At 36.8% G+C, this 19288-nt stretch carries 17 protein-coding genes and 2 pseudogenes; 4 read left to right on the forward strand and 15 right to left on the reverse strand.

Annotation, left to right across the window (positions count from 1 at the left end; all coding sequences use genetic code 11):
- Positions 1-648: 648 nt before the first annotated feature.
- The gene (locus QNH43_RS23535) at positions 649-798 is read right to left on the reverse strand and encodes a hypothetical protein (protein ID WP_283915926.1); all 150 of its coding nucleotides are present in this window, start codon (positions 796-798) and stop codon (positions 649-651) included.
- 648 nt (positions 799-1446) lie between these two features.
- Here QNH43_RS23535 and QNH43_RS23540 point away from each other — a divergent pair.
- Entirely contained in the window at positions 1447-1605 is a 159-nt protein-coding gene (locus QNH43_RS23540) for a hypothetical protein (RefSeq protein ID WP_283915927.1), read from the forward strand.
- 339 nt (positions 1606-1944) lie between these two features.
- A complete protein-coding gene (locus QNH43_RS23545) occupies positions 1945-3162 on the forward strand; it encodes a Ger(x)C family spore germination protein (RefSeq protein WP_283918438.1) in 1218 nt (405 codons plus the stop codon).
- A 444-nt stretch (positions 3163-3606) separates the two neighbouring features.
- Here the strand turns inward: QNH43_RS23545 and QNH43_RS23550 are convergent, their stop codons facing one another.
- The 10 genes and pseudogenes from QNH43_RS23550 to QNH43_RS23595 all read right to left on the reverse strand — a co-directional run bounded on the left by QNH43_RS23550 (position 3607) and on the right by QNH43_RS23595 (position 13967).
- On the reverse strand, positions 3607-3756 hold the full coding sequence (locus QNH43_RS23550) for a hypothetical protein (protein ID WP_167555960.1): 150 nt from the start codon (positions 3754-3756) through the stop codon (positions 3607-3609).
- A 262-nt stretch (positions 3757-4018) separates the two neighbouring features.
- Positions 4019-4876: an MBL fold metallo-hydrolase gene (locus QNH43_RS23555; protein ID WP_283915928.1), complete on the reverse strand. Its 858-nt coding sequence runs from the start codon at positions 4874-4876 to the stop codon at positions 4019-4021.
- A 435-nt stretch (positions 4877-5311) separates the two neighbouring features.
- Positions 5312-5809: a PTS sugar transporter subunit IIA gene (locus QNH43_RS23560; protein WP_054397421.1), complete on the reverse strand. Its 498-nt coding sequence runs from the start codon at positions 5807-5809 to the stop codon at positions 5312-5314.
- Between the two features lie 220 nt (positions 5810-6029).
- Positions 6030-7004: a carbohydrate kinase family protein gene (locus tag QNH43_RS23565; RefSeq protein ID WP_057277268.1), complete on the reverse strand. Its 975-nt coding sequence runs from the start codon at positions 7002-7004 to the stop codon at positions 6030-6032.
- A gap of 16 nt (positions 7005-7020) precedes the next feature.
- Positions 7021-8493, reverse strand: a complete 1473-nt coding sequence (locus QNH43_RS23570; RefSeq protein ID WP_283915929.1) for a sucrose-6-phosphate hydrolase — start codon at positions 8491-8493, stop codon at positions 7021-7023.
- A gap of 69 nt (positions 8494-8562) precedes the next feature.
- Positions 8563-10011, reverse strand: coding sequence for a sucrose-specific PTS transporter subunit IIBC (locus tag QNH43_RS23575; RefSeq protein ID WP_230162691.1), 1449 nt, complete (start codon positions 10009-10011; stop codon positions 8563-8565).
- Between the two features lie 193 nt (positions 10012-10204).
- Positions 10205-11200, reverse strand: coding sequence for a LacI family DNA-binding transcriptional regulator (locus tag QNH43_RS23580; protein WP_278089712.1), 996 nt, complete (start codon positions 11198-11200; stop codon positions 10205-10207).
- A gap of 239 nt (positions 11201-11439) precedes the next feature.
- Positions 11440-11748: a hypothetical protein gene (locus QNH43_RS23585; RefSeq protein ID WP_283915930.1), complete on the reverse strand. Its 309-nt coding sequence runs from the start codon at positions 11746-11748 to the stop codon at positions 11440-11442.
- Between the two features lie 157 nt (positions 11749-11905).
- Positions 11906-12518, reverse strand: a pseudogene (locus QNH43_RS23590) (group II intron maturase-specific domain-containing protein).
- 597 nt (positions 12519-13115) lie between these two features.
- Positions 13116-13967 (reverse strand): LysR family transcriptional regulator, encoded by an 852-nt coding sequence (locus QNH43_RS23595; RefSeq protein WP_096340395.1) that lies wholly within the window; start codon positions 13965-13967, stop codon positions 13116-13118.
- 195 nt (positions 13968-14162) lie between these two features.
- On the opposite strand from QNH43_RS23595, the gene QNH43_RS23600 reads away from it, so the two are divergent.
- Positions 14163-15413, forward strand: coding sequence for an MFS transporter (locus QNH43_RS23600; RefSeq protein ID WP_283915931.1), 1251 nt, complete (start codon positions 14163-14165; stop codon positions 15411-15413).
- Between the two features lie 243 nt (positions 15414-15656).
- Here QNH43_RS23600 and QNH43_RS23605 read toward each other — a convergent pair whose 3' ends face one another.
- Positions 15657-16481 (reverse strand): MBL fold metallo-hydrolase, encoded by an 825-nt coding sequence (locus tag QNH43_RS23605; protein WP_283915932.1) that lies wholly within the window; start codon positions 16479-16481, stop codon positions 15657-15659.
- A gap of 287 nt (positions 16482-16768) precedes the next feature.
- Positions 16769-17337: pseudogene (locus tag QNH43_RS23610) on the reverse strand (recombinase family protein).
- A gap of 120 nt (positions 17338-17457) precedes the next feature.
- Between QNH43_RS23610 and QNH43_RS23615 the strand changes: the two are divergent.
- Positions 17458-17715: a DUF2533 family protein gene (locus tag QNH43_RS23615; RefSeq protein WP_057277283.1), complete on the forward strand. Its 258-nt coding sequence runs from the start codon at positions 17458-17460 to the stop codon at positions 17713-17715.
- A 524-nt stretch (positions 17716-18239) separates the two neighbouring features.
- On the opposite strand, the gene dfr is transcribed toward QNH43_RS23615, so the two are convergent.
- Both dfr and QNH43_RS23625 read right to left on the reverse strand, forming a co-directional pair.
- Positions 18240-18737, reverse strand: a complete 498-nt coding sequence (gene dfr / locus QNH43_RS23620) for a DfrD/DfrG/DfrK family trimethoprim-resistant dihydrofolate reductase (protein WP_283915933.1) — start codon at positions 18735-18737, stop codon at positions 18240-18242.
- A gap of 27 nt (positions 18738-18764) precedes the next feature.
- Entirely contained in the window at positions 18765-19211 is a 447-nt protein-coding gene (locus tag QNH43_RS23625; protein ID WP_283915934.1) for a GNAT family N-acetyltransferase, read from the reverse strand.
- Between the last annotated feature and the right edge of the window lie 77 nt (positions 19212-19288).

The raw sequence follows: 19288 nt of genomic DNA on the forward strand, positions 1-19288 counted from the left end.
CCTTCACCCCTTGGATAGGCATGACGAAGGAATGAAAGGGCATAGGATTATGACCCGTTGAGACATGGGAGGGAAAGCCTCCAGGGGCAGCGTGGAGAATACGTGCAGTATATGTAATAATATGGGATTTTTAACAGATCCCCTATTTCAATCTGCCCTCATCTTATCAAAACGGTCCTATCTCTTTCGTTCATCTAAAGCAACCTATACCATGTGGTTTGAAATCCTGCGAATAAGCGAGTATTCGTGAGCATTATCTATTAAACTGAGGGAGTTCATTAAGAAAAGGTTGCTTCAACAGCCTCCCTTATTGATGTAAAGCACGTATTCCCTGACTTTCTTTGAGTGTGGGGTGTTGAGAAAGTATCTTGCTGAAAAGATCGAGATTTATCTTTTTATTCAGCTATCTAAGCCAAGTGAGTATCCAAATGTTTTAAAAATTTCTGCTGGAGATTACTGGTGTATCCAAAATAACGGCTGTCTATTGATTCTGCTACTGAAATTTTTAGTGAGGAATGGATATCTGATGACGAATTTTTTGCCACCGAATCTGAAATTTATGGGAATATGCTCTATCATCAATTGAAAAAAGAACTTCGAATATGAAAAACATAGGGAGATTTTAGTCTTCCTATGTTTTCATTCATATTATTTATCTGTTTGTTTTTGCTTCTTTTTCAAATACTCCGCACGTATTTTTTCAAGTTGCTGCTTTTTATCAAATTTGGCAGGCTTATGTTTTTCATGAAACTTTGTCACAGCTAACTGACCTTTGGTATCCAATTGATATTTTCCCACTTTGTTCACCTACTTTTCTTGTCTTTAAAGAGAATCTATTCAACAAATATAATATACCTTATTTTACTGAATTAAACCTTATTACTTTATTAGTGTACTGCTAACTTTGCATATATCAGTAAAAACATAAAAAAATTAGTAAAATAATTGGTATTCATTTCATTGCTATAATCAAAATAAAATGCCTTGATACTCTGCATAAGCCTCAATAATTCTATTTCTTGTTTGTTCCAGCTCTCTTCTAAAGGTCCAATTGTTCGGTAAATAAGGTTTAAAATATTAAAACAATCTAAGTCTACTCCATCTTTTAAATGGTTCTTAATGCTAATAACCATTACGTTCTCGTGATTTCAAAAGCCTTGAATTAATAGAGTCCAAGGCTTTTTTGTATATGGGTTCAGTTAATATACCTTCTGGATGAAAAGAATAGAACAGGAATGACATCCAAAGTAAGACAAAGGGTTGCAATTCAAGATATATCCCTTTCGTCTTTTTGAACTTTACATTCAAATGGCAATATGTTAGATAAAACCATCTTGTTGAACTATCCTGCTCCTTTAGTATTAAAATCCGCTTAAATCTTCGGGATATACTGAGTGCCATTTGTGAATAATAAGTGTGTTAAACAATGGATTAAGGAGGACTTGCATGCAACAGGATCACCAAGCTAAAAAGAATTCGGGATCAATTATGAAACCAGGATTTTCCGGAACTGATCCACAAAAAGTAAAACAACAAATCCAAAAAGATGTAAGCGCAGGACAAGGTGCAATGACTTCCCGAGAGGCAGGATCAATGCGCGATTAAAAAACCACTCTGAGTGGTTTTTTATATGCTTGAACACAAGTTTCAAAAAGAATAAAAACAAGGTTAAATTAAGGTTTTTTGTAAATAAATACTTTCATTACTTCATGCATACTATTCTTTGAAACAGCACATTATAAATCATGTCGATTTATTACTTTCAAAAAAGAGCATTCATACATGTATCCATGGTTTGCTTCGATTTTATATATGATTGCCATGATACAAAAAAATATCAATGACCTTTTAATACCCGGAGATTCCGTCGGCCATGGCGCATTGTTGTTATTCGGTTCAATCCCGCTACCCCTGCTTATTATCTCAAGAGTAAAAGAGGAAAGTATGAAACAATCACAAATCAATATACGGCCCCTCTTCCTTTCACTCTCCATTCTCTTATTCTTATCTCTTACAGGATGTTGGAGCACTCGTGAAATTGAAGAGCAAAGTTTAGGTATAGGTTTGGCCTTCGATAAAGGCAAGGAGTCCATCATTGAGAAAGAGTTTAATGAACAAAAGGAAGGATATTATTCAAAAGAAGACCTGATTACTTCAACCTATCAATTTATCACTCCAGAAGTTGCGAGTTCAACAACTAAACAAGCCGGACCACAGCAAAAATCTTATATGAATGTTTCCGAAACTGGAGATTCCGTCCATCAGATGATTCGTGAACTCTCATTAAAAGTTGAAAATCCCATAACAAGTAATCATATGAAAGTGATTGTCATAGGTGAAGATCTTGCAAAATCGTTTAAATTGGAAAATTTACTTAATCAAGTTCTTCGTGATAATGAAATTAGACCAAGCTGTCTTGTGCTCATTAGTAAAGGAAAAGCAAGCAAGACACTGGAAACAAAGACAGCAGGAGAGATTCCATCGTTTCGCCTGGTTGATATTATAGAAAATGCCTATCGAACAACGAGGATTTTACCCCCTATGCCGCAAATTAAAGTACAGAGCATGCTCCATTCAGGATCTAGTTTTCTGTTGCAAAAAGTATTATCAGTGAATGGGCAAGTCAAACTTGCGGGAGCCGCCGTTATCGATGGAAAAACCCACAAAATGACCGGTGTTTTGAATGAGGAAGAACTGGATGGCGTAACGTGGATAACAGGCAAGGGTAAAGGCGGTGTAGTGAAAAGCTATGATAAAGAGACTGGTCAGCAGATTGTGTATGAGATAGAGTCCATGAAAAGCAGAATTAAACCTCAAGTTAACGGAAACAACATCTCTTTTGATGTAAACATTGAATCAGAGGGAAGGCTATCTGAAACCTGGGTGGTTCCGGGAGATACTTTTAAAAATGAATTTCTAAAAAAAGCAGAAAAATCCTCTGAAAAAGAAGTGAAACGCTTGGTGAAGAATGTAGTAGAAAAAATGCAAAAAGAATACCAAGTGGACGTTGCGGGCTTCGGAAATCAATTGAGAATTGAGAACCCCAAAGTATGGAAGAAGGTCAAAAAGGATTGGGACCAAACATTCAGTGAAACCCCGGTCAACTTTAATGTAAAATTAACGATTAACAATTATGGAACATCAGGATCTGCAAAGAAGTGAAAACGTATCTAGAAAATAAAGAAAAGATGAAATCACACGAAAAAGTAACCTTGATTGGACAATTGTACAGCCTCCAATATGAACAAATGGACCTGCTGAAAGGCAATCTAAACTCGGAGATTTTCCCCCTTCAATTTATGAGGGAATTTACGTTAAGTACGATTGAATAAGGCACGTATATAAAGCAATCTAAACATATGAAAAGGGAGCAATGCAAAGTTTTAAGGCATCGCTCCCTTTACTCTATTTGAATTTATTGACATTCACTTTTACTACTAACTTCTCTAGTCTATCACTTATTCTTCATAGATTAACTTCCCTTATAAAACTAACCTGACCCGTTATTTCTATAAGACTTATTGTTGAGTTGACAAGTGAAGGAGGGAGCAGGATGGGGAAGATCATTAGAAAAGATAGAAAAACGCCCCAAAAGAGGCGTTCAACTTAATCATTTTTATTTATTTTACCGTCGTTCCCCTTGTCGATACCAGTGGCATTATTAACTATTTGTGGAAACAAGTTTAACCCCTGATCCAAAGCATTCATTGAATCGGCTTTTTGGCCGAGATTTTTTGATTTTTCTTGCTTTTTCATTTTTACCGCCTCCTAAAATTAGGATTCGTAGTAAATCAAAAAATATTCCAAAGTAATTTTTAAATGATGATGTTGCACAGTTCGAATAAACTATGCTGTTTAAACTAACCTGCCCCGATCGTTCCTTAAAGAAAAAGACAGCTCTTATCTTCAGCTATCGCACCCGTTGGTTCTATAAGAAAGGCATCGTCTCCAATTTTATAAAATGCCCACCGTTAACTAAATAGGAATTCTTATAAACCTTGAGCACTGATCTCTTAAGCTAATTATTTATTTCGAACCCGTTCACAAAGTATCCAATTGTTTCAAGCTCTTCTTCATTTAGCTCTCGTTTTAGCTTGAGTTGATAAGATTTCTTTATATCTTCAAAGCGTCCCTCATATTGTTCTGTCAATGTGGCTACAGTCCTTAATAGTATTGCTTCTTTCTGATATTCATCCTTCGATATTGGCTTCCAGTGGGATAGGACATAGATTTCAGCATCAAATTGATCGATTGTGTCTAATAATTGAATCGTACTTTGAGTCGTATAATTCCTTTTGTTTGAATAGATATCTGCATAAATAGAGTCGCCAAGGAATAGTATTTTTTCTTCTTTGATATAGACAATGATAGAGTCTGGAGAATGATTGCCACCTACATGCTGCAAAAGACAAGATACTCCTCCTAGATCAAGCTCCATTCTCTGTTCAAAGGCTAAATCTGGTAATGAAATGATAATATTTCTTTCACTTCCAAATTCCTTTTTGATTGCATTGGCACAAAATTCAATTTCCAATCCCGATTTCACTCGTTCTTCTAGAGCAGAATCTGTCCATTCGTACGAAACAAGATTCTTAATTTTAGCTTTCGTTTGAATAGAAGCAACAGACAGCATATTCAAAGCAGACAAACCAAAAATATGATCCCAGTGCCAATGTGTAAGTACAACGATGCTTGGAAGTGGAATACCTTGTTCTTTAAGCTCTTTAAGAAAACAATTAGCATGTGCTTCTGAATTTCCTGCATCAATCATTAACGATCTGTTATCTCCAACCACTACTCCTAGAATAGGTCTATCCGTTTCTGAAACAGGTGTTTGATACCAACATCGATCGCTTATTTTTTCCAAAGTTTGCATATACTTTCCCCCTAAAGATACTATCCATCAGTAATTCCATAAGTATCTTAATAAACCCTTTGTCGCATTTTTAAAAGTTACCACGAATCTTTTAGCATTAAAAATCCCCCAAATATTAGATCGTTTGTTATCATACAATTCTTCAATTTATTTGAATTTCCCTTTGTAAAATGAAAAAGTTCTTATGGAACTATCCTGCCCCTAGTTCATTAAGCAAAAAGGTCACCAAATGGTAGCCCCGGAAAACTGCTGTAATAATATACGTGCAAAATAGCACTTAAAATAAGTGAAAATTATCACCCTAAAGTAACACAATTCCGTTAAGTTATGATACCTACTTAGTTAAAATAAAAACACCCCATTTCTGGGGGTGGACATCTCTTGGTCATATGTTCTTTAGTTCTTTAACGAGTTTCTTCTATTTTAATCATTCTCCTATTTTAAGGTAACTACCAGAACGGTCGTTTTACCGGCTACAGATTGTCCACTATAGTGATACTCTAAATGTGTCACAATGTCTCCATTGGTAATGATCATCGGTGTAATAGTACTTGATGCTTTTTCCTTTACCAGTTCAAGGCTGTAGGTGACCAATATGTCTCCTGCTTTAACCTGGTCACCTTCTGCCACACAAACGGAAAACCCTTCTCCTTTCATGTTAACCGTGTCCAATCCAATATGAATCAATATTTCCAGCCCTTCTGCCGTTTCCAATGCAATGGCATGCTTCGTCGGGAAGACATTGATGACTTTTGCATCAGCCGGCGCCACTACCTTCCCTTCGATAGGAAAAAAAGCAATACCATCTCCCATCATTTTCTGTGAAAAAACTGGATCCGGTACATCTTCAAGCTTTAAAATTTCTCCTTCAATTGGCGATACTAATTTTATTTCCGAAATTTTTGTTTTTTTTCCAAATAAGTTTTTTAACAAGGTAATACCTCCAATTATTTTTAATATTCTGGCTGAACAGCAAATTTCTTAAGCAATCACTTTTTTGATTTATTCTTTTAGCTAGTCTGATTTCGGTCCAAAAATTGCCTAGATGTTATTTCCTACCTCCAAAACGCCTGCAGCTCCAAGGCCCTTTAATAGGTCCTTATCAACTTAGCAAGCCAATCGGTCGGTACTTTTCCGTTTAGGGCAGGCGCCATTATTGATCGATTTGCTGAAGTTGATAAATCGCTTCTTTGGCCGGAATGGAAGAGATTGCTCCTTTTCCAGTCGTAGTAAGAGCGCCACTAGCATTTGCAAAGCTTAGGATTTCTTGGTGATGAAGTTCAAGAACTTCTTCCAGATTTCCTTGCCGAACGTCTTTTTCTAATAACTGATACAGCAAGCCTCCGATAAATGCATCCCCAGCCCCTGTTGTATCCTGTACGCCTACGCGATACCCGGTTGATTCGTATTTTTTACCTCTTACATATAATTCAGCACCTTGAGCTCCTTTTGTATAAATTACTGCTTTAACAGCACCAGTAAATAACGAAGAAACTGCTTTTTCTTTGTCAGTAATCCCGGTAATAAACTCAAGCTCTTCATCAGAAATTTTCACAATATGAACCATTGGAACAAACTCTAAAATCGTTTTCCGGCATTCTTCAGGATCAGTCCAAAGCGGAAGGCGGACATTTGGGTCAAAGCTGATGATTCCGCCTTTTGCTTTTACAGAAGTAATGGCTTTCACATGTGCATGCTTCATAGGACTTTCCACTAAATCGACTGAACAGAAGTGGAGGAGGTCGCCGTTTGCAAACCAGCTATCGTTAATTTCAGTCTCATGAAGCAGCAAATCTGCAGAAGGATTGCGGTAGAAAGAGAAATCACGTTCACCATTTTCAAGCAAAGATACAAAAGCAAGGCCTGTGTTGGCTTCATTCGTTCTCGTAATTTTATCTATTTTCACGCCGGCTTGCTGCAATTGTTCTAAAAGAAAGTCCCCAAATGAATCCATTCCGAGCTTAGTAATTATCGATGCATTGCCGCCATTTCTGGCAACTGATACAGCAACATTCGCTGGAGCGCCTCCTGGAGCACGCTCGAATTCCATTACATCTTTTAGTGCGATTCCTTTTTGAAGGGGGATAAAATCAATTAATACTTCACCGATTGCATATAAATTTCTCATACCTTACCTCTCGCTTTCATACATAACTCCATTTTTTTGCTTGAAAAGTGGTGCTTCCAGATAATGCAAAGAAACGAATTTCATTTCTGTTTTCACGAGGGAAGATCCGGCTCGTGAATACTTCTTCACCGTCATTGATGAAAATCTCAACAGAAGAGGTATCTACAAATAAATGAAACTTAATTTTTTTGGTATTCACAAAGCATTTTCGGATTGTTCCATAAGCTTCTCCAACGGTCTCACCTGAAGAAGAGCGGTCAAGAATGACTTTTTTCTCTACAGTATCATATTTAATGACCGTTTTTTCATCATCACCGGCCCTGAATTCAATACCAAATTCAACGGCATCGTTGTTTTCAAATTCACATACCATTTCATAGGATACTCCTTTGAAATCTTCATACATGTTCTTGGTGTTCTTCAAAACACCTTTTACTTCAGTTTCCTGCCTGCGTAGCGCTTGAAGTTCCTGCACTGGCCGCTGAATCAGTTTGCCGTTTCGAACAGATAATTCTCTAGGCAGTGTTAAACAATGCGCCCAGCCATTTTTGTCTGTGGGTAGGTCGATTTCAGGCAAGCCCATCCATCCGACAAGGATACGCCTTCCGTCAGGATTAACCATTGTTTGCGGCGCATAAAAATCAAAGCCTCTGTCAAGCTCCTGAAAAGAGCCATGTGATAGTGAGTGGGTTATTGTATCTAGCTTGCTGCCAATAACATAACCGGATTGATAAATATTGTGGTAAAGGTCTCCCTTGGGCTCCAAACCTTGTGGAGAAAACATCAGTACACCATAGTTTTGCAGTTCAAAATAATCTGGACATTCCCACATATATCCAAAAGTTCCAAGGTCAGTTTGTAACTCTCCTTCAAATGTCCAGTTTACTAGATTGGAGGAACGATAAAGGACGACACATCCTGTTTTGTCTTTCCGCTGTGCACCGATTACTGCATAAAAGGTATCATTTTCTCTCCAAACTTTCGGGTCGCGGAAATGATTAGTATATCCTTCTGGTACGTCCCGAATGAATGGATGGGTCAATTTTTCAATTTGTCCCGTTTTCTCCATGATGGCGATACATTGATAGGGATGTCTTTGCCAATTCTCATCACGGGTGTTGCCGGTATAAAATAAATATAGTTTTCCTTCATATTCAATAGCACTTCCCGAATAGGCTCCATGGCTGTCATAATAATCATCCGGTGCGATCCCGATGCCGGCATTTTCCCAAGAAACAAGATCTTTTGATTTCGTATGATACCAATACTTCAACCCATGTACAGGACCAAGTGGAAACCATTGGTAGAATAAATGGTACTCGCCATGATAAAAAGAGAAGCCATTAGGGTCATTAAGTAGGCCGGATAAAGGCTGTATATGAAAGGTTTGTCGCCATGTGCATTCATTTACTCTTGTTTGCAAATTTTGTAGCTCTACCTGATTAACATCTTCAACGCGGCGATAACGCTGTTCTTTTGTCCATCCCATGTGATCAGACTCCTTTAAAAAATCAGAGGGCTGTTCCTTGTTTCGAACAGCCCTTTTCATATTAATAAATTAGGCTGCTTCTTTTCGAGAAAGGGCAGCAACTTTTTTATCTGTCCGATTTGCTAAACTGAATGTTGCGATAAAGGCTACAGCAAAGGAAATGGCCATACCAATTATATAAAAGATAATTGTATCTGTTTTGATGGAAATAATCCCTGGTAAACCTGCAGCGCCAAGTGCAATCGCCTTTACTTTGAAGAAGGTGACGAAAGCAGAAGCCACTCCTGAACCTATAATTGCTCCAATAAATGGATACTTCAGTTTTAAGTTAACACCGAACATTGCAGGTTCTGAAATCCCTAAAAGAGCCGAAATACCCGCTGCAGATGCCGTACCTTTTGTTTTTTTATCTTTCGTAATGAAAGTAACTGCAAGGGTTGCTGCACCTTGAGCAATATTGGACATTGCTGCAATTGCGAAAATAAAAGAGCCCCCAGTTTTTGAAATATCAGAAAGTAATTGTGTTTCTACAGCAATAAAGCTATGATGCATACCTGTGATAACGATTGGTGCGTAAAGAAGTCCAAATATAGCTCCTCCGATAAAACCAGTTCCATCATATAAGAAGATGAGACCGTCTGTTAATAAGTTCCCTGTAGCACGAGTAATCGGTCCTACTACTGTGAACGTTAAGATACCAGTAATAAAAATTGTCAATAATGGTGTTAGAATATTGTCTAGTGCGGAAGGAATGACTTTTCGCAAATACGTTTCTATTTTTGCTAAAATAAAGGAAGCAACAAGTACCGGCAACACAGTGCCTTGATATCCGATTTTTTCAATTTCAAATCCGAGAATATTCCAGACCTGAATTTCACCGCTTACTAAGGCTCCTCCGTATCCCCAACCATTCAATAAGTCAGGGTGAACCATTAGCATTCCAAGTGTAGCACCCAGATAAGGATTTCCGCCAAACCGCTGTGTGGCAGAGAAACCGATTAAGATTGGAAGGAATACGAATGCTGCGTTGGCAAATGTATTAATTAGAGCTGCTAAATCTGCGAATCCCGGGTTAGCTTCGACAATAGATTGCCCTGCGATAAATAAGTCAGGTGCTGTGAGCAAGTTGTTAATCCCCATCAATAGACCGCCGGCAACAATTGCAGGAATAATAGGAACAAAAATATCAGAAAGCATTTTTACAAAGCGCTGAAGCGGATTCATTTTCTTCGAACCAGCATCTTTTACATCTTTCGTCGACATTTCAGTAAGTCCAGTTAGCTTTGAAAACTCTTTGTATACTTCATTAACAGTTCCCGCACCGATAATAATCTGGTATTGTCCTCCAGTTGAATATGTTCCCTTTACTGCATCCATCTCATCTAGTTTTGCTTGATCGACTTTATCTTCATCATGTAAAGCTAAGCGGAGCCGAGTCGCACAGTGTGCTGCAGCCGCCACATTTTCTTTCCCGCCGATTGCCTCCAATATTTCCTGGGATACTTCTTTATAATTCATAATGATCCTCCTTTTAAACGTTTATAAACGCTGAATTGGAACCGGTTCCGTTTAAATTCAAAAAAATATATGAATATATTAAGCAACGGAACCGGTTCCAGCATAAACCAAAAAAATATAATATCAACAAGTTGATTCACAGAAACCGGTTACATTTTAGAAGGGGAATATTTGGTAACCGATTTCATTTTGATTATAATCGGTGTAGTAAACGATTGTCAACGCTTTCTCTTTCAATAATTTTATATTTTGATAGAGATAATTTTGGTAATTCTTCCCCGTTAACAAGCTTTACGATACTTTTAGCTGCCATTTGTCCTGCTTCTTTGTAGTAAAATTTCGCTGTAGTTATGCCTGGGTGTATCATCTCTGTTACTTCATAACCTCCAAATCCAGTGATCGACAAGTCTTCTGGGATTTTTAAACCTCTTAAATAAGCTGCTTTCAAAGCACCAATCGCTATATTATCAGTTGCACATACGATAATAGAGGGAGTGAATTCCTCAATAATAGAGGGGACATTGATTAATGCATCTGTTATGCTGAAGCTTGTTTTATAATACCTTACTTCACAGTCTGATTTTTCATCTATCGCCCGCTGAAATCCTTTTTTTCGCATGACTCCTACAGCAATATCTTTTCCTGTTACGCCCAAAAAAGCAATCTTACGGTGACCTTTTTCCAGCACATGTTTTCCGAGATCATATGCTGCTTCATAATCATTGTGTATGATGCTGTGAATTGTTTCATGCTGCTGACCAACCAGTAAAACGGGCAAGTGCAGCTCTTTGAAGGCCTCTAAATGGGCGTCTGTAACTTGGGATGGAAGCAAAATCATTCCCGCAACCTTTTGCTTAGCCAGTGTGTAAATATTTTCAATTTCCCGATCTAAATCCTGACCGGTATTTGAGATCAGCATTTGATAATTTAGTTCTCTTAATTGTTCATCAATGCCAATTAACGTATGAGAAGAAGCATACGAATCAAGTCTCGGTACGATGGTACCGATTATATTAGTTTTCTTTGCTTTTAAACTTTGAGCGAAGGCATTAGGAGCATAGCTGGTTTCATTTATCACACGTTCGATTTTATTTTTCGTTGCCTCACTAACAGAACCATTATTTAGATAACGTGAAACTGTACTCTTAGCAACTCCGGCAAGCTTCGCGATATCAGTAATTGTAACCAAAGCATTCATCTCCGTCTTTATATGGATTTATTTATTATACACCAATATGTTTAGTAAATTAAGAGGTGAATATAGTTGATTATTTAAACAGGAAATTTTACAACGTTATCATTGCAAATTTAAATGTAAACGCATTCACCTCCAAATAGGAGGTGTAAAATATGGAAATTAGTAAAGAGGTTACATTTATACAATGATAAATAGAACTAACCATTAAGAGAGAAAAAACCCTTTCTTTTCTATTTAGCTCTCTTCCTAAATGGGTATAGCACTCCATTAACCCAATTACGAAACATTTTGAATACTTTCTGATTGGTTTTAACATTACCAAGAAATACACCCATAAGTTCATTATAATAGTATTCTTTATCACTAAATAACGCTTGAAACTCCTTATCTGCGAAATCATTAAAAAACAAGTCCATTGAACTGTCTTTTCTTACCCAAGCAATTGCTTCTATATATGGAGTGAACTCATATTTCCATTTATCTACATGAAGGTGATTACCAGTATAGTTTTCATCATTAAAATAATCATGATTATTCATTGACTTACCCCCGAAAACTCAACTATTAGCAGAATTATACCATAGGACTTATTGTTCTAATTTGCTCCGATAGTTTAATAAAATCGAGTAGTAGGAGGCGCCTAGCCTCCGACCTCTCACACCACTATACATACCGTTCGGTATACGGCGGTTCAGTTTAAGTCTGGCGTAGTTTTGTATATCGTTCATATAGATTTACTAACCCATGATGGAGCCAATAAACATTATTAAGGGTTTTGTCTAGAATAGGACTATACGCTATGCGCCAATAACCCTTTCTGCTATTTCCCCATTCATATGCTTTTCCAAATGGGACGCCTAATCCTTTGAGTTTCCTCACCCTCGTTCTTGGCAATTTCCATTGCTTCCATAAGCACAGCCTGAGTCTTCTTCGAATCCATGAATCTAAATTCTTCAATACGTTCGGAGTATCAATGAGGGCGAAATCCATAGCTATTCTCCGAAAAGGTTGAGTCATATTTCTTGGTCAATATTTGAGCAATGGCTTGTTGAATGAAACGGTCTAGAACGGTTGGAATACTCAATAGCCGAACTCCGCCGTTTGGTTTCGGGATTTCGATACGACGGACGGGCTGCGGTTGATAGGTACCCTGTAAAAGGGCAGTTTTCATGTTGTACCATTCGGTTACGAGGTGCGGTCTCAGGTTTTGAAGCGGCATTCCATCTACACCATGGCTTCCCTTATTTCTTTCTACACGCTTCAATGCCTGTATTAAGTTTTCCCTCTCTAGTATCTGTTCCATTAACATCGTTGATATCCTTTCTACGTGGATAAATGGTCTATTTGTGCCTTTATCTGCTCCGCCCTTTTGAAGTTCCCCGTGTATTCACCACTTCTTCCCTCAAATAAGTTCCGTTAGGAATTGTTTGCTTCTTCGCAGATAACGAACGCCCAGTATTCATCCTCCTTAATCTGTTCGGTCCTTCCTTATCTTCTCGAGTAGACAAGTACTATGACCTCTGCTGACTTCTGATGATTCAGCTGTCCATCACTGGACAGGTTACCAAGTGTACTTGGCTGTCATCAGACCTCCCCGGGTAAGAGTGCAATCTTTCCCTCCATCTATCTGCTTCATTTACTCTGTACCACCTTCGGCAGTAAGGACTTTGTTTTGTTTCGCAAACTCATCCAATGATACCTATCCTTATATGAAGTTCGTGTTCCTCAGACCGGAGGTTTGCCGCTTGCTTCCTTCAGATTCCACGTCACCGCGGACACCCTTGCATTAAGCTAACCACTACTACTGCCTTCATGGTTCGAGACTTTCACCCTATAGATTGCACCCATGCCGGGCGCACGAAAAAGAGCTGCCAAAGCAACTCTAAAGATAAAACCCTTTTTATAATTAACCAATCGTCTTCAGAACATTTTTTAATTGTACGATATTGTTCTGTTCGCCGTCGTTCATCTTATAAACGAAAACGGTATTAATGACATTGTTAAAGCTTAATTTGTAATAGTGAATGTTTGTATAGTTATATAAATCTATAAGCTTAGTATTCAATACTGCAATGGTATTGCTGATTTGCAAAAAATCTTGGATACTGCTGATTGATTTTATTTCCTTTAATTTATATGGTATTTGATTATTCATAAGCCATTCGGTCACAGCTCTTGTATACATACAACCTATACTCAATACGAGCAATGTAATAGGTGTTTCCCAATCAAAATTGATGATATGGTCCTTACTTGAAATGACCTCGAATGTTTCAGTTGCAACGATGTCATAAGTTAAGTCGGGATATTTCTTAATAGGTTCACTAATGAGTGCACAATCTAATTCGGAATTGTGCACTTTTTGGTTTATGGCATTACTGGAATCTACGGCGAAATCCACATCCATTTGAATGTCGTTCATATTCAAAGTATTCGCGATATGGGCACCATAGATTTTCAAGGTTGTATGTGATGTGCCAAAATCCACTTTAGAGTTAGTTTGAATGGCACCAATGTTTTGTAAAAATTCTTCGTACTCTTGTGAAATAAGTTGAAGATAGTTTTTATATTGTATTCCTACGCTAGTGATTTTCAATCCTTGGGGCGTGCGTTTAAAAACAAGTTTTCCAATTTCCGACTCTATTTTTTTCACTTTAGCCGTAAGGGCGGATTGAGTATAGTTCGTGATTTCTGCAGACTTACTTAAATTTTGACGGTTTAATATTTCAATTTTCAATGCTATTTCTTTGATGTTCATATAGTTGGCACACCCTATAAAAAAAATTTATGAACCCTATCATTTTCCTCCATTTTACGCTTCTGGGCAGTCAGAGTAAACTCTAGTTAGCTTAATAAGTAAGGGAGACTAGATAATGCTAGAAGCTAAAAATAAGAATTTATCCCAACGAATTATTATTGAACGATACATCAAGCATAGGGGGAGAATTTCTTAATGCATACATATTATAAATGGTTAATCGTATTGGTGGCCACGTTATCCCAAACTGCAGCAACCTTTGTGACATATGGCATGGGACCCATCGCTGCATTTTATCAAATTGAATGGAATTTAACACCACTTCAAACAGGCTTCATTGTTTCAGCGGTCAATATTGGTCCGATGTTTTCAATGCTGGCGTTCGGTTACTTGATGGATAAAAAAGGGGAAAAACACATTATCGGGTGGGGGAACATTTTATTGGGCCTCTCAGCTTTAACGCTAGTTTTTGTTAATGATTATATTGTATTGCTGCTTTTATTATTGTTGGTCGGTATATGGTACGGAAGCGCTCAAACCGGTGGAAGCACGGCCATCGTAAAATGGTTTCCAAACGAACATAGAGGTCTGGCTCTAGGGATAAGACAGACGGGAATACCGATTGGAGGATCTCTAGCCTCTATAGTTTTATCCTATACATATTATCATTTCAATTTGTCATCAGTACATGTAGTACAAGGGATCGTAGCAATAATGGGAGGGCTGATCTTCTTATTATTATATAACGAACCAGAAAGAACGAGTGGAACGAGATCAACCTCGGTCGGGTTCAAGGAGAAAATGAATGTCATCAAAAATAATAAGGAGTTATATCCGATTTATATAGTGGGTGTTGTGATGATGTCATTACAGATGATTATCATTGCGCATTTTATGAGTTATTTGCATAACGAAGGGAGCTATTCATTAGCAGAGGCAGGAAAATATTTAAGCGTCGTTTTAATAGGTGGTATGGTTGGACGGGTAGTCATCGCATGGGCGAGTGATCAATTCTTTGAAGGTATAAGGGAAAGATTATTGCTTATTGTGATGGCTGTTACCGTAATTCTTACAGTGATGCTGCCACTCATCATGACTGTTGAAATGGAAATATTGATGCTATTATTTTGTTTTCTTTTGGGTTTTGTAGCCATTGGTTGGTATTCCATTTTTATTGCTTGTATCACAGAACAATCGGATTCACGTTTTATAGGTTTAACGGTGAGTTCAGCATTGACATTAAATCAATTATTCATTGTCATAGCACCCTCTTTATTCGGATTAGTCGTTAATCTATTGAACAGTTATCAACAAGCCCTATATTGGGCCGGAATATCTGTAGCTTTAGGAGCGATTAATTTATACAGAGCAAAAATAAAAAAAAGAATGGATCATAGGATCACCACAAAATTTGATCAAATTAATACAAATAACCTTGATAAATGAGTAAATAGAAAGGGCATGTTTTGAAAAAAGATGAATCAACACACATGCCCTTATACTATTTAATGGATTATTCTTTTATAAAAAAGATCGATCATTTATTGTGTTCCTTAATCAACTAACGCACCAAGTTAGTTGATTAAGAAAAGCGATTCATATTAAAGAATAGCGCCCGATTGCTGAACAAAAAAATCCTGCACATCAACACAGGACCTTTGATAAAACTTTTTTATAAACGATCAGGCTTTATGTAGTAAACAATGTTCCATTTAGTGCTTTAACGTACCTAGTTGCAGATTTTTGAACTTGGTTATGGGCTTCTTCTTTAATTACTCGGTGAAAAGCGTCATATAACCGACCAAACTTAAATTCATTAACCCGATTTGCGATTCTTTCTACTGTTACACTGGGCATTGGGATGAAGTTTGGATAACTATACATAAAACTTACCCATTGGCGATCAGCAACGATCCGAATGATATCCCCAGTCAGTAATATTCCGTTCTGGCTGAATCCGTTTTTCCATTCTAAAACGGTGCCGCCTTTAAAATGTCCACCAATTCTCTGAAGTATGACACCATGCTGTAATTCAAGCGATTCTCCAGACCAGAAAATGATTTTTTCGCTTGGCCTCGTTACCCAGTCTCTTTCATCTTCATGAATATAAATCGGAGCGTCAAAAGCTTCGGCCCACTCCACTTGACTAGAGAAATAGTGAGGATGAGATAACGCTATAGCATCAATTCCACCTAAATCTTCAATTTGCGTAATCGTATCTTGATCAATATATGTAATACAGTCCCATAATAAATTAAAATTCTTATCTTTTATTAGATAAGCAGTTTGTCCGATTCCAAAATTCGGAATAGTATTTATGCTATATAACCCCTCTTCGTCAAGATTAATAGAATTTTTAAATATTCCATCTTTTTTCATCATTTCTAATGTTGTCCATGTTTGCCCTTTAGGACTAACATATTGTCTTTCTTCCCCGCAAATCAAACATTGATTAGGTACTTCTTTAGAACCTTCATATTGGACTCCACATGTCTCACAAATATAATTAACCATAACCTTTTTCCCCCATATCTACAAAAACTTAACATTAATTATTATATATAAATAAGGTAAAATTTTTAAATTTAATGCTCAATTCCACTTCCTTTATGTTTGGGTTATATATAAAAAAATACAAATTCTTTAGTGGTCATTTATCCGACAATCTTGCCCAATTGTTGAACAACTCCATATGCACTCTTGAACTATCCTGCCCCTATAGTTGGCATAAGAAAAGGAGTTGCTAATCAGCTCCTGGTAATGAAGTAAAGCACCCGTGCATAAAGAAAAAGCCAACACTATTAAAGTCTCGTCTCTTTCGCTTTAGCGTAAATAGTGGAACGTGGAACGCCTGTCATTTTAGCTATCTCATTTAAACTTAATCCGTTAGATTCTCTCTCCTGAAACAGCTTCAAAGCCTTTTTAACGTCCTTCTCGTCCTTTCCTTTACGTCCCATATGAGTTCCTTTAGCTTTTGCCCTTTCACGTCCCTCAGTGGTCCTATCTTTGATTAAATCACGTTCAAACTCAGCAATAGCCCCCAGCATAGTAAACATTAGCTTTCCAGATGGTGTACTAAAATCAATCTGTTCTTTGATGAATACTAAAGCTATTCCCCGTTCTCTAGTTCCTTAGCAATCTTTTGTAAATCAAATGTACTCCTAGCTAGTCTGTCTATTTTGTAAACAACCAGCTTGTCTCCTTCCCTTAAAAAGTCTAACGCCTTAATCAGTTCCTCACGATCACTTTTAGCACCACTTTGTTTCTCCATGAATATCTTCTCACAGCCATATTCTTTTAACTTCTCTTCCTGTAAATCTAATGATTGATCAATGGTGCTTACTCGTCCGTATTCATAATCACATCCGATGCGTGAAACAACTACCTTTTGGATTTATCTTTTATAGTTTTTGCTATTGCTAAAAAAATGATGATGTTAATATAGAAGTAGCTATTAGAAAAATAGAAAAAATTATAGGAGTGAAGGACAATGAGTGTACATAAAGCCCTTACGTTACATGCTCAAAAACAAAATCAACTTTTTACTAAATTTTCCCTATTAGACCAACAACGTGAAGATTATATTCAAGGAGCTATAGAATTATGTAAGGCTGAAAAGGATTTTACAACAGACCATATTAATCAAATCACTATGCAAATCAATGTTCTTGCAAACCAAAGGCTAATACCTACTCGTAAATTAGTTACCCCAGAAATGGTTCATTCATATGTGGAGTCATTAAAGTAAAATAATTTACTGATCTCTTAGTCGTAAGAAAAAGCACCGAATATCGGTGTTAACCCTCGACCTCCTGACACTCATTTTATAGATGAGTGTTTTTTTATGCTTAAATCTCCAAAAATACTCGTTAGTTCTACAAAAAGAAAAATATAGAAAGCTAGTTTACCTTTATCCTGCATATATTCAAATATGGACAAGATAAAGGGTGAATAATTGATGACTAAACAAACTCTTTTTAAAGGAACTATGATTTTAACAGTGGGAAGACTGGACAAGTATGCGTTTTCCTGAGAGTGGCAGATATGTTATTAAAGGAGCTTTACAGCCTATTCAAATTGATAGAGAAAACGATTTTGGTATTTATGATGACCCTAATTTATGGATGGAATATCATTTGACGGGTGAACAATAGCACTAATGAAAAGTATATTAAATTAAATGTATATGAGTGCCATTAAACATTTAATATAAAAGTCTTTATGGATAATTACTAAGTAATCATCGATAAAGACTTTTATATTCTTCTGCATCTAGATGAAAAAAGTTTCTTTTTCATAGACATAAAAATAGTAGTTATAAGGGTTTTTGTCATTCATAATCCCTTTTTCAACTGATATTTCTTTCCATTCATCGAAATTAACTTCTGGAAAAAAAGTATCTCCATCAAATTCATGATGAATCTTTGTAATGTACATTTTCTCAACATAAGGCAAAAACAAATTATAAATCTGTTCTCCCCCGAAAATAAAAATCTCTTCTTCATTTTTACATAACTCAAAAACTTCTTCTATTGAATGGACAATATCACAACCGGTAAAGGTAAAACTCTTATCTCTCGTCAAAATAATATTCCTTCGGTCAGATAAAGCCCTTCCGATTGACTCAAGGTTCTTTCTGCCTAATACGATTGGATGTCCCTTTGTAGTATTTTTAACATACTCCCAATCCTTCGGGATTCTCCAAGGGATGTCATTCTCCTTGCCAATGACTCTATTCTTATCCATCGCAGCAATTAAAGATACTTTCATATATAACACAGCCTTCTTTTTACTATTTTACCCCTCATAAATTCTTGAACTACTTCCCCAAGGATGGTAACCGTCACCTATATAAGTGAATCCATATTTTTCATAGTATCCAATATGGTCAGTACAAAGGAAAACTTTATTGAATCCTGCTTTTTCGGCATCTGCTTTAGCACGTAAAAGTAGCTCTTTACCTAAAGACCTACCACGATAGCTATTTTCAATATAAAGAGCACATATCCAAGGCCATAAATCCATACGACTAATAAAATCATTGCTAATTAGACCTGCGCAGCCAATAATTTCACCTGAATCCTCCATTAAATACCAAATAGGAAACGGACTATCCGTTGTTATGCTGTGTGTAATACAGTCCTCATATACCTTCATACTGTTTTCGTTTGCCCATTTGCATTGTAAATATTTAATTGCTTTTTCTTTATACTCTGGATGTTCTCTAACGCTAATAATTTGCATAAATGACTTTCCCTTCGTTACCTTATTTTATATAATTTTTTAGGCGCGATCCTTACTACTAAAGGATCGCGCTACAC

The organism is Peribacillus simplex (assembly GCF_030123325.1).
Lineage (GTDB): Bacteria > Bacillota > Bacilli > Bacillales > DSM-1321 > Peribacillus > Peribacillus simplex_D.

Coding starts and splice junctions, on each gene's coding strand:
- QNH43_RS23545 (WP_283918438.1), top strand. CDS start 1,945: ATGAAACAATCACAAATCAATATACGGCCCCTCTTCCTTTCACTCTCC.
- QNH43_RS23565 (WP_057277268.1), bottom strand. CDS start 7,004: ATGAGAAATTTATATGCAATCGGTGAAGTATTAATTGATTTTATCCCC.
- QNH43_RS23600 (WP_283915931.1), top strand. CDS start 14,163: ATGCATACATATTATAAATGGTTAATCGTATTGGTGGCCACGTTATCC.
- QNH43_RS23575 (WP_230162691.1), bottom strand. CDS start 10,011: ATGAATTATAAAGAAGTATCCCAGGAAATATTGGAGGCAATCGGCGGG.
- QNH43_RS23550 (WP_167555960.1), bottom strand. CDS start 3,756: ATGAAAAAGCAAGAAAAATCAAAAAATCTCGGCCAAAAAGCCGATTCA.
- QNH43_RS23615 (WP_057277283.1), top strand. CDS start 17,458: ATGAGTGTACATAAAGCCCTTACGTTACATGCTCAAAAACAAAATCAA.
- QNH43_RS23570 (WP_283915929.1), bottom strand. CDS start 8,493: ATGGGATGGACAAAAGAACAGCGTTATCGCCGCGTTGAAGATGTTAAT.
- QNH43_RS23585 (WP_283915930.1), bottom strand. CDS start 11,748: ATGAATAATCATGATTATTTTAATGATGAAAACTATACTGGTAATCAC.
- QNH43_RS23605 (WP_283915932.1), bottom strand. CDS start 16,481: ATGGTTAATTATATTTGTGAGACATGTGGAGTCCAATATGAAGGTTCT.
- QNH43_RS23595 (WP_096340395.1), bottom strand. CDS start 13,967: ATGAACATCAAAGAAATAGCATTGAAAATTGAAATATTAAACCGTCAA.
- QNH43_RS23555 (WP_283915928.1), bottom strand. CDS start 4,876: ATGCAAACTTTGGAAAAAATAAGCGATCGATGTTGGTATCAAACACCT.
- dfr (WP_283915933.1), bottom strand. CDS start 18,737: ATGAAAGTATCTTTAATTGCTGCGATGGATAAGAATAGAGTCATTGGC.
- QNH43_RS23540 (WP_283915927.1), top strand. CDS start 1,447: ATGCAACAGGATCACCAAGCTAAAAAGAATTCGGGATCAATTATGAAA.
- QNH43_RS23625 (WP_283915934.1), bottom strand. CDS start 19,211: ATGCAAATTATTAGCGTTAGAGAACATCCAGAGTATAAAGAAAAAGCA.